The following is a 14,150-nucleotide window of genomic DNA, read 5'->3' as shown; positions in this document are numbered from 1 at the left end:
GCTTGTGTGATCTCGACGGGTAAGCTATTCATGCGACGTGAAAGCTGCGACTTGCTGATGCTTTGCACTTGAAACTCGGCCTGAAACTCTTCATCCGAGCGAATGGCACTCTCTATGGTACGAAGGGAGTCCCAGTTCAGCAATTGCGCGGTGATAAAAAGTTTGAGCAGATGAACCGTTTTGAGCTGTTTCCGATAATCCAGAAAAGGGGCAACAAAATCTTGCAAAGGTAAAAGAGAAAGACATTGACGAACGACCTGTTTATCCGCTACACTCATTACGGCTACTCCTTTGTATGGGTGTATGGATTGGTATCCTACCTCACTACAATGGAGTTTTATTTATGTCCCGTCCATGAAAAACGAACATAAAATTACAAATTTAGCTAATTTATGAAACTATATTTGAAGTGTAAGCTTTGATGCAACGCTAGTGGAAATCCTCCCTCTAATCAGCCCCAATCGCCGGACTCGGGGTAGTCTCACCCCGATTAAAGGGCACTTTTCCCTCTAATCCGGGCCATTAGCCTGATTCCCCCCCGATTATAGGGAGCTTTTCCCTCTATTTTGCTCTGCGGTATACGATTGGCCTCTCCTCGTACTCGCACTTGCACTTGCACTTGCACTTGCACTTGCACTCGTATTATCATCCGTTAAACCTGATATTTTATAAATGTTATACTAACAATGAAAAGCCTTCCGGCTCCAGCATCCGGAAGGCTCTTTGGTCTACACCAACTTATAAGTAACAAACTTCTTTGCGGCGATTGAACATGTAATCCGATTGTCCGCCGCATCAACCGCCCCCTGTTGCTCCTCAATGATATTGGTGATTATCGCACCCTTGATGGGTATCGGTGCAGACAGGATGACTTCCGAAGTTTGAGACTCCACATTGTATAACCGAATAATAGGTTGATTGCCGTCCTCCGACCATTTCTGAGCGGATAACATGACGTCGCCCGCCAGCTTGATCAGGCTGTCCTTGGTAGGGAGACGGGACTTCGACACGTTGGGATCCGGCAGCTTAAACAGTCCGCCATGCGATGTATCCTGCACCCAGGACCTTCCCTTGTTCCATTTGTCCTCATCGATCGGGAGCAGCTTCGTCAATAACCCTTGATGATAGAGCTCCGCCTCTTGATAAAGCCGGGTAGCGGATTCCTCCGCAAAAGGCCTCAATGCAAGCTCCAACCTATGTAGTCCGATGCACTGGGCTTTCGGCTGATAATCCTGCTCCATGTACACGGTCTCTCTCAGATGGATTGTTTCTACACTGCGAAGCAGCGTTACTCCAGCCGTTCTGCCCTCGTTCAGCATCTCATAATCATGCAGGCCTTTAGCAAAAATCGCCGAACCGCCGCTGTTGTACACAGGGGCAAACCACTTCCAAAACGGCTGCGAATTCGCATCCCGCTCCCATTCCTTTCCGCAGTCCCAGCTTCTCTTCACGACATCGAGCTGTCCGCCCGCCAGCACGTGCAGCGCCGCATCCTCCGACGGGAACAGCATTCGCAGACGATGATCCTTGACTCCGTTGTCTACCTGCACCCGTATGTCCAATCGTTCGGAAGCCGCGTCAAGCCTCAGCGTCACTTCGAAGACGCTAGGCGCCGTCTCCTCCGACATGCTCTCCTTCGAGGCATCCAGCCCGATAGGCAACTGCCAGACGAATCGGTAGACGGCTTCCTGATAAAGTGAATTGTCGGTTCTGGATACCCACTCGACGGGTCCGTCCCAAATCCGATCGCCTTCGCCGTCTTGCACCTTTTTAAACACGTACAAGTCCCCGCGGTCGCCGACGTTCTGTATTTGCCCTTGATTGCTGAGCCGGCGCCCCGACTTCTTGTGCAGCACATGGAACGTGCCATTGTCTTGCAGCTCGACCCTGAGCTGGTCGTTCTCCAGAATCGAAGGCAGCGGATTCGGGGCATCCTGCAGCCTTGCCGCCTCTTGATTCGACTGCCGCCGATCCGTGGCATCCTGCAGAACTGCCCCTTCCCGATGCTGGCGCACGCGATACGTCGCATACCCTAGCGCCGGCACGTGCGGCTGCCATTCGATTTCGCAGCGCTTTACGCCGATAACGCCGGGCAAATTAATGGGACTAATTACTTGCACGCGGCTTGGCGCTTCCGATACCAACCTATAGGGAATTCGCTGTCCGTTCTCGTCCTCGATGGAGAAGGACTCCACCTTCTCGTCTTCCAGGAAATAAACGGGCGTTCGGATGACCCTCGTGGCTTCCAACTGCGACGTATTGACGACGAGCAGCTTCTGGTCGTCCCGTTCGTACGCGTTGCCATCAACCTGCCTCGCGATGATCCCTAGCTTGCGGTCGATGATGGTTTCCGTCAGCTCCTTTACGCGCCGGAACCGGTCCATCATTTGATCGTGCACGGCGTCTTGGCTGCAGCCGCATATACTGTCGTGCGGGTGGTTCTCCATGTATAATTTCCAGACGTAACGGATGGCTTCCTTATCGTAAGAATCCAGGTCCAGCATGGCGCACCATGTCGACAGCGGCTCCAGCCACTTCTCGATTAAATCATGACATTCCAGATTCGCTTGCTTGATATAAATTCGGCTCGATAACGTGCCGGCAAGGATATTGTATTCGGGCGCTTCCCGAAGCTCGCCTTGCAGGACGGGATAAGTCCCTTCCGGCTGCTCTCCCATTTCCCGCTGTACGCTCTCTACATAATCCGGCAGCGTGCTATGCAAGACATCAATATCGTCGCCGTACAAGCTGCGCAGCCGCTTTAAAACCTCGGGGAGATTTTCCTGCGCCTCCAGATGATCGACTCCGTTCATCATGGGATAATGCGATGTCGGATTGATTTTCTCTTCGCGTTCCCTGATCATGTCGAAGACGGCTTGCAGCTGATCCGGATCGCTAGGCAAACGCTGCGCGCTGTTATACCAATAATAAAGCTGAAGCGCCGTTACCTCCGAGCCGTCAGGGGACTGCCATCGAAAGAACGGGCTGCCGTGCTTGCCGGCATCGTAGGCGCGGCCGAACACGCAGTTGTCGATGCCTATGTCCTTGAACAGTTGCGGCATCTGACCGATCAACCCGAAGTGATCCGGCAAATAACCGACCTTCATCTCTCCGCCCAGCCTGCGCGATGCGCTGATCCCTTCCATCAGACTGCGGATGGTAGACTCCGCGCTCGTCAAATACAAATCGTTCTGTTGATACCAGGGACCGATCAGAATTCGGCCTTCCCGAATCAACCGTTCCATACGCGGCTTCTGATGCGGACGCAGCGCGTAGTAATCTTCCAGCACGATCGTCTGCCCGTCGAGATGGAACGACTTGAATTCGGGATCGCGGTCGAGCAGGTCGAGCAGCTTGTCGATCAACTGGACCAAACGATATCGGAATTGTTCGAACGTCATGTACCATTCGCGGTCCCAATGCGTATGCGCGATGAAATGATAGGTTTTTTTCCGTGTCATGCCACTGTCCTCCATGGTTCGGAAACTCCGAATTAATGAACCGCTTCAATTGTAATGATCTGTTTGGGCTTAAAATGCAAGGTCGCGCCTCTGCCGTCCGACGCACCAATCTGAACGGGTTCCTTGCGGTTTTCCTCCAAATCCAGTACATAGGCTTCTTTGACAGGACGATCGAGCTGAAATGTCACAGAATGCTCGGATTCCGACGGGTTAAAGCCACGAAGAAGCGTTCCGTCGCGTCCTTCCGTCCTCTTAAGCGCGGACAGCACAATCGGGTTTTCCGGCGTATCGAGGCTGACAAAAGAGTGAACAAGCGGCATCGTTCCGGCATGCTTGCGCATCTGAACCGCGCGCGCCGGCAGATGATGCTCGGCGGATCGCTGCCAAGCTTCCCCGCTTTGCGCGCCGTCCCCCGCATGCGGGATAAGCGCCAGCCGGTACGTCAGCTCTCCCTGGCATTGCGCCTCCGGCGTCTTGAACATCGGACCTGCTCCGCCGCGGATGGTTCGCAGGTCCGGAGAACCCAGATAACCGACGGAACGGACAAGCGTGACGAGAATATCGCCGCTAGGCGTCACCTCGTATTCGGGAAGACCGTAAGGAGCAACCGCAAAGCCATACGATCCGCACGGACTCGTGACTCCCGCCAGACCTTGGTTTGGATGGACGCCGACGGCATCCTCAATCCAGCGATCATCGGAGGGCTGAGCAACCTTCGTTGACCGTCTAACCATATCGAAGGCAGAGGATGCCCATGATTGCGCGGCCCCAATGCCGGTCGCAATCTTCACGCGCAGGCGATGATCGCCGACCTGATTGTCGAAGCGCGCCGTCACGCCCACCCAGCGGTCGTGTTTGCCAAGGCTGAGCTCCGTCGTCAGGAGACATTCACGTCTGGTCGATAAACGCCGCTTGCGGTCGCTCTCCAGTCCGACAGGCAGCTGCCAGCTTTGCGCGATACGGAGAGCCCCCCTTGCCGGACCGTCTTCCGTCACGGAGATGGAAGCCTGCAGGCCCGCCGTAGAGAAGCGCTCGTCGAACAAAGGCGGCGAGAAGGTATAACCGTCGCCGATATCGCCTCCATCCTCGTATACGAGCACATTGTCGTACTGCCGTCCGCTTATCTTGTCAAGAAGCCGAACGCTTCCGTTCTGGCCGACCTCTACCCGAAGCCACTCATTCTCGAGCGCATGTCCATCCACTAACGTGCGTTCATCCAGGGAGGCCATCCGAACAGGCGTCGCGGTAAAGGTCCCGTAACCGAGAGCCGGCAGCTCATGGGGGACAAAGCGCACAGTCGCCTTGCGAACGAACGCCAGGCCGACCAGAATGCCCTTCTCCTCCGGCGCTACGGCGGCTTCCAGCAAGCCGAGATCCCGGACCTCGTCGTCGGGATGATTGCCGGCAATCAGCTCCCGCTTCATATCCACCCATTGCGAAGGCAGCACGCGGCCTTCGCTGTCGCGGATTTCGAAAAAACGAATATCCGCGTCGGCATCCGGAAGCATCAGCTCCACGGTCACCGTATCCTTGCGGCCGCGCTCCAGCGGGTTAAATACATGGAACACAATCGCCTCGTCCGGCAAGGCTGACGTATCGATTTCCGACGCGATATAACGGAGGGATTCATCCGTCAGCTGCCCCGCGATTTCCTGGGCCCATTCGAAGCGGGTCATCATCTGCCGATGCACTTCGTCGCGACTGCATCCGCATATGGAGTCGTGGGGATGGTTCTGGAGCAGGTATTTCCAGGACTGCGCGAGCAGCTTATCCGGATAAGCGCCTCCCATGCCGTGCCATATAGCCGAGAACGGCTCCGCCCATCGTTCCAGCTCAAACTGCACCTTCGCGTTGAACTGCTTGAGGGGCATTCTGGAGGATAACACATTGGCCAACAGAAAGTTGATCGAGCCGTCCACGGAGCGATTGGTATCCCTCAACTCGCCGACGGCCGTATACAACCCATCCGCTATGCTTTCCGTCTCCGCCTTCGCGGAGGCCAGAAACTGCTCCATCGTGCTGTGGATCAGCTTGTATCCCGGAAAGCGCGGCGCCAGCTTGTTTATGATTTCGCTCAAATCGTCCTGCGGCTCCATATGGTCCACGCCCACCATGACAAGAACCGACGAAGCTTTTGTCGGAGGCAGCAGATGCCCCTCAAACAGCTCCCGCAGCTGTCGTTCGGCTTTGTCTATGTCGGCGTGCAGGCGGAAAACGCTGTTATAACCGAGCGCATTCGGAAACCGGTAAGCAAACAGCGTCGTTCCGTCCGCGCCCTTCCACTTCAGCTCTGTGCCCGACTCCGGGACGACCTCTCCGAGCCCTCGCCAGAACACGGCCTCCTTCATGCCGAAACCGTCCAGAATTTGCGGCAATTGCGAGATATGGCCGAACATATCGGGCAAGTAGCCAAAGCGCTGGCTGCCTCCCATCTCCTCGGCGATCCGAATGCCCAATTGAAAATTCCGAATAAGCGATTCGCCGCTGACAAGCGATTCGTCAGGCTGCACATACCAGGGGCCCAGCTTGATCCTGCCCTCCGTTATATAACGCTTCAACTTTTCCCGGTCTTCCGGATGAATTTCCAGATAGTCGTCCAGCACGCTGCTTTGCCCATCCAGATGGAAGCTCGCGTATTCGGGGTCCCGCTCCAGAATCGCCAGCAGCTTGCCGACCAGCCGGGTAAGGCGAATGCGGAACTCCTGGTAAGGCAGATACCATTCCCGGTCCCAATGCGTATGCGGGACAATGTGTACGTTTATCATCGTTGCTCCTCCGATTGATATTGTTTTTTCATGCCGAAGAACGTATAAGGATCCAGAGGCTCCAGCGAAATTTCCGGCCGTTCCGCCGCAATCGTCTCCAGCAGCTCGACCAGAAACGACGGAGATGCCAGCACCGTGCGATAGACGATAAATTGCGGCTCTTCCGTGGCCGCCAGGCTGCCGTAGACGACATCCGCGGCTTCGCGTATCGTTCCATAGGGTCCAATGTTGTGAAAGAGCTGCTGGAACGGCGTTCCGTCCATCTCTCCCGGTCCTTGGTACTCCTGCGTAACGACGCCATCCGGCGAAAATTCGGCGTAGGCCCTCTGGACTTCCGTGTTGATGGAATCGTAGCCATTAAGCAAAAAGCCCGTTATCGTGAGGTCGAACCGCTCGTAATACCGCCGGTTATGCGCGATCCAGGCATCCATGCCCGAAGGCAGACCCGAATGAATTCTCGGCTCCAACAAGTGGGTCGGATTTAAGTAACCCGCCCCGGAATCGCCGGATACAAATACATCCCGGTCCGATTTCGTCCGGTAGACGTAATCGAAAACTTGCGGAACCCGCTCCGACAGGTTGGGATTGAAGCCCCAAGCAAGCGGAAGCTCCCCTCTTCGCGGGTCGTCCCACAGGACGCCGACATGGGCGTTCAGCCATGCCGCCGAATCGTAATCCCCCATATAGAACATGACGTAAACCTTTCCCCGCTCAGGCTTTCGTGCCGCCAAGGCCGATCTTGATTGCTCATACCTTTCCCTGAGCGGATAATGGCGGTGGATCGAAGCGTTCGCCATGCCGGACAAACCGTAAGCGTCCGCGTCCATGATCGCATTGTAGCAAGATAGGATTTCCGCATGCCGCCACTCCGTCTCGATCGCGCCGTGCTTGCCGGGCCAAAGGCTGGACTCCGTATATTTGACATACCAGGGGGTGAAGCCGCCGACTGTGAAGATGACGTTCCCGCCACTGTTGCGGTATTGGCTCAGCAAAATGTCCTTCATCGTTCGCAGGTCGGCGCCTGGCGGCTGGTCGGGATCATCGCCGGGCGTCTCGTCGTCCCATGGGCTGAGATCAAAGAAGAAGGCTTTGCGAGCGATATAATAGTCGTGATTGGAAAGCATCGTATTGTTCAAATCCGGATACCATTCCCCGTCCGGAATCCATCGATGGCCGTCCAGATAAAAGGCAAGCAGCGTCGGGTCGCACAATCCGGCGTCCAGGTAGTTCTCCTTGGCCCAAAGGTAGGCGTCGCACTTGGCGCTGCCCGTGCTAGGCGACCCGCTGCCCGGAATCGTGCCGGTTCCAGAGAATAGACCGACCAGGCTGCGTTTGACGGGAAGACGTCGATCCCCGGCAATAAATTGACTGTAGAACGATCCCGGCGACGGATCGTATCGTACCGGCAGCAGCCCTTCGACGCCGCAAATCGTAGCGGCTACATTCGATGTGGCCGGCACCTCGTCATCCCACAGCACGACGCCCTTCAACCAAGGCTCGAAGGCATCCAACAATTCATACCAGTCTTTCAGCTCGTGCCAGTCCTCTTCTGACAGAAACCCATCCGCGGATCGGTAATGCTTCAGCCAGTATTCGTCCGTCTCATCCATGAACGTCATATATAACCTGCAGCAATCCCGATTAACCAACCCCTGCAAGGCGGAAACAGCTTTCAATAAGTCGTATCTCAGCTTGCTGTTTTCGGGACCGGTGAAGGAATGGATATAAGCCGAGGCCTGAAAATGGTACATCGCGATCCTCCTCGTTGATTCCTTGCCGTTTGGAAACGGCAGCCCTTATGGGCATCTTTATTGTAGGATGATCGTCCGCAATTAGACATTGATTATCCTACACAAACCTTTCATTATCCTACGGCAACGCTTTCATTCCTTAAGGAAACGCAATTCATTGCAAGTTCCGCGAACTTTGTTGCAAGCGGATACAAACTGCGTAGAATTTTGAAACGTGTGCGTAGAATTCTGAATTTCGCAGCTGTCGCTCTCCTTTTATACTAGGGTCTATCAAGTTCATCTTTAAAAAATCAGCATTGACTCGGAAAGGAGGAATTTCATGGAATTAAAAGTCGTAGCAATCGGTCTCCGCATTCATGGAGAGTACGCGATTCAAGAAATACTGAAAGCCGACAATGTCCGACTGGTCGCCGTCATGGAGACGGAGGAACGCTGGCAGACCGTTGCGGATCGGTATGGGGTGCCGTTCTACCAGGATTATTCGCTGATGCTGGACGAGGTGGACTGCAATACGGCGATCGTCTGCTTGCCCAACGATCTCAAGACCGATGCCGTCATCGAATGTCTGAAGCGCGGCAAACATGTCATCTCGGACAAACCCGTCTCGATCACCGAAGAGGAGCTGGAGCTGCTGGAGCGGCAGATTGCGGTCTCGGACGCCGAGTTTTCGGTTCTACTGACCGAGCGGTTCAATCCGCTGTACGTGAAGGCCAAGGAATTGATCGATCAAGGAGCGATCGGCGATATCGCGGGCTGCATCATGATGCGTCCGCATGAATCGACGGCTCAGCGCGAGGAGCCCTGGATGTACGAGAACGCCCGCAACGGCGGCCTGATCGTGGATCTGATGATCCACGACATCGACCTGGCCTTGTGGATGAGCCGCGGCGAGGTACGCGAAGTGATGGCCCGTTCGCTGCATACCCGTTTTTTCGCGGACAAGCCGGATTACATCGACTTCGCTCAGGCGCTGTTCGTCCTGGAGGGAGGCGCCACGGTTCATATTGAGGCGGATTGGCTGACGCCGCGCAATACGTCATGGGATTGCAGAATGTTCGTCGTCGGTACGGACGGCACGATCGAAGTGCTGATCAAGACCGGCGAGGTGATCTTATGCACGCATGACCGGAATCACCGCAATGTGATGGAAGAGGTGCAAGAGTACGACAGCGTATGTCTGGACTTCGTTCGCAGAATCCGCGGCGAGCAGCCGCAGGTTCTATCCGCCGCGGACTGCATCGCGTCGGCAAGAGCCGTCTTGCTGGCGCGCAGATCCAGTCATTCGGGTCAATTGGAATCCGTTAGATAAAGCCTTACATTCGATCGTATCGGAGGGTGCTTTATGACAATGACAATGAACCGATTGCTTAAGCTGTTCCTAATATTTGCGCTCGTTATAACCGGCTTGATGACCTACCAGTCCAAGCAGGCCGACGCCGCTGCCTACCCGGTCATCTACACGTTCGATCTGCGGCAGATCTCGGGCTCGTTCAACACGGCCGAATCTTACGATATCAAGCTTTTTGTCACCACGCTGCAAGGGATTGTCAACCAAAAGGGGCCGCGGCTGTACGTCTACAATTCCTTTTACGTACAGACCCCGTCCATCACGTCCGTGCAATCGCTGCAGATCGACGAGAAGTGGCTGGAAACCTTTCGCAAGCCGGGACAGTGGTTGAGCGAATATACGGTAAGCCCGATTGCCACGCTCGAAGCGCTGGTCGATACGTTCCGGGCCGACCTGGGCGGACTTGTCGTCTGGGATCCCAAAGTCCATGCCACGGCCAACGTGGCAACGACCATCGCCGGCATCGAGCGGACGCCGGCCGTCATGGGAGGCGGGCGCCTCTACACCCGCTTGACCTCCGCGCCGAACGGCCTGACCGTCGCGCGCAATCTGGCCGGACAATTCAGCGGCGCCAATGCCAAGACGGACGCCTATGTGTGGGCAAAGCAGCAATATTTGGATACGGGACTTGCGAATGCAGGCGTGCTTGGCTACATCGAAGACGCGTACGCGATGCTGCCCGCCACTCACTCGCAGGAATACGTATCCGCAAGAGACATACTCGTCATGCGCAAGGGCTTCGTATTCGACCTGAGCCCTTGGGGCGACGAACGGCCTTTCGATGCCCCCAATCAGACGCTTGGCAAGGATCTGGAAACCTTCCTCGCCATCCTTCAGTCGGCGTACGCCTTGCATGGGAACAAAACCATGATCGAGGTTTACGGATTTTTCCCATGGTGGGACAAATATTCGACTTACGGCGGCAAAGGGTCCCATACGGAGTTCGAGGGCGAATGGAAGACGGTCGAGCTGCTCTCCAAGTACAACGCAGCCATCGTCAGCATCCTCGATACGATGGGCGACTCCAATATGTCCGTTCATTGGTGGTCGCCCGTCGCGACGAATTTAAAGCCGGCGAACGAGGCCGGCAGCCGTCCTATTCTCGCCAACAAAACCTATATCCTGTGGGGAATGGGCGATCACGACTCCTCGACCGTCCATTATCAATTCCCTTACGTGTGGAATGCGGACCCTGCCAGGGGCAAGACGCCGATTGCGTGGAATATCGTGCCTGCCACCCGAAACGCCGGGGACATCATGCAATTCCTCTACGATACGGCAACGCCGGGCGACTACCTGGTTGCGGGCGCCGGTGCGGGCGGGTATGCCAATCCGGACTTCATTAAGGATGTCTCCGTCTGGAAGGGTTGGAACGAGCAAATCTACCGCTCGACGGGCTATACGATGTCCGGATTCGTCCTGAACGGCAACGCCGGGGTCGTCTCTCCGTCCTCGGAGGAGGTATACCGCTGGTTCTCGAACGACCTGTCCCTGGTCTACAATCCCAATCTCAGCTCGCCCAAGCCGGATGTACGAAGCACGAACATGGTCGTGATGGGCGATAACGTGCCGATTGCCACCAACAACGTCAATGCGCAGGCCGCCCAAATTTACAGCGCGACGGCAGCGTTGACAAGCCCGGGAACGACGCCCAACTTCCTGTACATCAAGCCCGCTTTCACCTCAACCGAATATATCAGTCAGGTCATGAAGAAGATCAAGGCCGAACATCCGGAGTATAACTACGAAGCGGTTGATCCGTATACCTATGCTTCGCTGATCAGACAGAAGGTCAAGGGCAATGTGTCCAATGACGCCATTATCCTGGATCTCCAGCTTCCGGATCAGATGATCGCCGGCCAGAAGTATACGGCATCCGTCACCGTCCGCAATGTCGGCAGCGCCGCATGGACGGAGGCTAACCTGTTCAGATTATCCGCAACCGCGGACAATGCGCTCGTCTGGAGCGACTTTCCTGACGGCGGCTATTCCTTGGCTGCCGGCAATCAGCGTGTCTTTTTGGCATCGTCGGACAGCGTCGCGCCGCAGCAGACCAAGACGTTCACCTTTCAGGTGCAGGCGCCGACAACGCCCGGCAGCTACCTGTTCGGCACTTCGATGATTCGAGATGGCGTGGCCGCTTTCGGCGACAACCGCAAGAAGACGGTTCAGGTCATCCCGGTTCCGGCCAATGCGGCGCGCATCACAGCCGTCACCGTACCGTCAGTCATGAACGAGGAGCAAGTATCCGCGGTGTCCGTCACGGTAAAAAACATCGGCACCAGCACATGGACGGCCGCCAACAACTTCAGACTTGCCGCTATTCCGGACAGCAACCAGGTGCTGTGGAGCGGGTTCGGCAGCGGCGGCGGATACAGCAGCGGCGTCAATAATCAGCGCGTTTACCTAGGCGCCGCGGACAGCATCGCGCCAGGCGGGAGCAAGACGTTCAGCTTCTCCATCGCGGCGCCGCGAACGAGAGGCGTCTACAGCTTCGCGGTCCAGATGATCAAGGACGGCACCGCTCTCTTCGGCGATACGGGGGTATACGACATCCGTGTCACGCCGGGCGGCGCTTCCGCCAACGATGCGGTTAGCTTCCATGACAATATCCCCGAATACGTGGCGCCAGGCGACGTCGTCCCCGTCTCCGTCAGCTTCAGGAACACGGGAACGAACGACTGGACCCGCGCGGGCAACTACACGCTAAAGAGCGCCAGTACCAATCAATTGACCTGGAGCCGCTTCCCTTACGGCGGCACGAGCGTCAGCGCAAGCAATCAGAGCGTATACATGAGCTCGTCGGAGCGTATTAAGACCGAACAGGCGAAGACCTTCTCCTTCTTCGTGACCGCGCCGAGCACGCCGGGCAACTACACGCTTTCGATGCAGTTAAACAACGGCAGCGCAGGCTTCGGCACCGCGAAGACCTTCACCATTCGCGTCGCCGACCCAAGGGATGCGAAGTTCGCGGGGTGGGAAGTGCCGACCGTTATGGCGGCCGGCAGCAAGGCCGGTGTGAGCATCGATGTTCAGAATGCCGGGGCGAACGAGTGGACGGAAGCGAATATGTACAGGCTTTATGCCGGTCCAACCAATCAATTCGGCTGGAGCGACTTTGTCAGCGGCGGATACAGCCTGAGCGCGACCAATCAGCGCGCCTTTGTGCCCGGCTCGGAGACGATCGCAACCAGCCAGCGCAAGAGCTTTACATTCAGCATCCAGGCGCCGGCAACACCAGGTACCTACACCTTCAGCGCAGGCATGATTCAGGACGGAGTCGCGACCTTCGGCACCGTCAAGACCTGGACCATCAACGTGGTCGACGCTTACGAGCAACGAGTAAACGTAGGGGCATCTACGGCCTACAGTGATACTGCCGGACTCGTCTGGGCTGCCGATCAGTCTTACACGGGCGCCAATACATGGGGTTATACGACAACCACGACATCCGTTACCACAACGACGGATACGATATCGGGAACGAGCGACCAGGCGCTGTACCGCACTCAGCGTTTCGGTAGCGGAGGCAACGCGTTCGCTTACAAGTTCAACGTTCCGAACGGCACTTATAAAGTAAAGCTCGACTTCGCGGAGATCTACTACAATGCCGCCGGTATAAGGATATTCGACGTCGACATCGAAGGCGCAAACATGCTGTCGGGCTACGACAACTATACGGGAGCGCTCGGACATGACAAGGCACGCAGGTACGGCTTCGGCAACATTACCGTAACGGACGGAGTGCTGGACATCGACTTCAGCGCTCTAGCCGATGCGGCAGCCGTCAACGCCATCGAAGTGGTGCGCACGCGCTGATGATCAGGCCGACGTATTCTTTTCAACCACCATTCGTTTCAGCAGAAAGAGGGTAACTGGCAAGGAGATCGTATTTGATTAAGCAGCTATAGCCGTTGATCTTTGGAATAGCAAGTCAACGCTTCAAGCCCGTCAGGAATTGTCCTGACGGGCTTGTCGAGTTCTATGGGCGTCCGGACGCCAGACGGTGGGCCTTTCCGATCAAGACCCTATGGTTTCCAACTGTCAATTAACAAATAAATGCCTGTAAACAACAAAATGACATAGGTGAATATCCGAAAAAACCTCTGATTAACCCTGTTAAATAAAAGTTGACCCAGATACAGACCTAACCCTACAAGAGGTAGAGCCAGACCGCTTGATAGCCAGACGGTTTTACTTGTTCCGGCAAAAATGATTTGGATAAATAAACTCATTAAATAGATAAACAAATAAAAGGCCAGCGTCGTGCCTCTCAGCTTTTCTTTTGAAGTATCTGTTCCCGAAAAATACAGCAAAACGGGCGGTCCGGGCATGCCTATGCTTGCTGTCAGGGAACCTGATAATCCTCCGACAAACAAATCCTTGCCCTTATTTTGTTTGATACGAAACTTAAGTATTAATAACATGGTTAACAACAAGATAATGATGCTTATACCCATTTTCAATTTATTAATGTCTAAAAACAGAAAGGTAACGATCCCCAATGGTAGACCAATAACACTCCCCGCTATTAACCTCTTTAAAATGCCAAAATCTATATCCTTTTTTATTTTAGTTATTAGGGCCAACGATATAATGAGCGATAAAATCAAATTGATTTGAATCGCTTCCATTGGTTCGAACAAAAGAAGAAGAAATGGCGTGGCTAGAATAGAAAAGCCAAACCCCGTGCTGGTTTGCAATATGGAAGCCATCAAAATAATGATAATAAATAGAAGGATCGACATCTATTTATTGTAACAGTTTGCAATTCCGATTAAAAGAATCGCACAAAAAGCGAGGCTGCCCCGTAGATGGACAGCCT

The 14,150-nt window shown here is 55.1% G+C and carries 6 protein-coding genes and 1 pseudogene; 2 read left to right on the top strand and 5 right to left on the bottom strand.

Going from position 1 to position 14,150, the window contains the following annotated elements; genetic code table 11:
• The 4 genes and pseudogenes from PAT3040_RS23635 to PAT3040_RS23620 all read right to left on the bottom strand — a co-directional run.
• Positions 1-278: pseudogene (locus PAT3040_RS23635) on the bottom strand (IS4 family transposase); the annotation flags it as partial.
• Positions 279-728: 450 nt separating this feature from the next.
• Positions 729-3,461 (bottom strand): glycoside hydrolase family 38 N-terminal domain-containing protein, encoded by a 2,733-nt coding sequence (locus PAT3040_RS23630; RefSeq protein ID WP_181376796.1) that lies wholly within the window; start codon positions 3,459-3,461, stop codon positions 729-731.
• A gap of 32 nt (positions 3,462-3,493) precedes the next feature.
• Positions 3,494-6,226, bottom strand: a complete 2,733-nt coding sequence (locus PAT3040_RS23625; protein ID WP_108994618.1) for an alpha-mannosidase — start codon at positions 6,224-6,226, stop codon at positions 3,494-3,496.
• Positions 6,223-7,977 carry a GxGYxYP domain-containing protein gene (locus tag PAT3040_RS23620; RefSeq protein ID WP_108994617.1) on the bottom strand — a complete coding sequence of 585 codons (1,755 nt, stop codon included), beginning with the start codon at positions 7,975-7,977 and terminating at the stop codon, positions 6,223-6,225. Before PAT3040_RS23620 ends, PAT3040_RS23625 begins: the two co-directional genes overlap by 4 nt.
• Before the next feature lie 319 nt (positions 7,978-8,296).
• Here PAT3040_RS23620 and PAT3040_RS23615 point away from each other — a divergent pair, with 319 nt between their 5' ends.
• Positions 8,297-9,286, top strand: a complete 990-nt coding sequence (locus PAT3040_RS23615; RefSeq protein WP_108994616.1) for a Gfo/Idh/MocA family protein — start codon at positions 8,297-8,299, stop codon at positions 9,284-9,286.
• Positions 9,287-9,319: 33 nt separating this feature from the next.
• Positions 9,320-13,144 carry a malectin domain-containing carbohydrate-binding protein gene (locus PAT3040_RS23610; RefSeq protein ID WP_108994615.1) on the top strand — a complete coding sequence of 1,275 codons (3,825 nt, stop codon included), beginning with the start codon at positions 9,320-9,322 and terminating at the stop codon, positions 13,142-13,144.
• Positions 13,145-13,353: 209 nt separating this feature from the next.
• Here PAT3040_RS23610 and PAT3040_RS23605 read toward each other — a convergent pair whose 3' ends face one another.
• Positions 13,354-14,073, bottom strand: coding sequence for a sulfite exporter TauE/SafE family protein (locus PAT3040_RS23605; protein ID WP_108994614.1), 720 nt, complete (start codon positions 14,071-14,073; stop codon positions 13,354-13,356).
• Positions 14,074-14,150: the final 77 nt, after the last annotated feature.

The organism is Paenibacillus agaridevorans (assembly GCF_003112455.1).
Taxonomy (GTDB): domain Bacteria; phylum Bacillota; class Bacilli; order Paenibacillales; family Paenibacillaceae; genus Pristimantibacillus; species Pristimantibacillus agaridevorans.
Note: the sequence above shows the minus strand (reverse complement) of the source record. Positions and strands in the feature narration are given on the sequence as shown.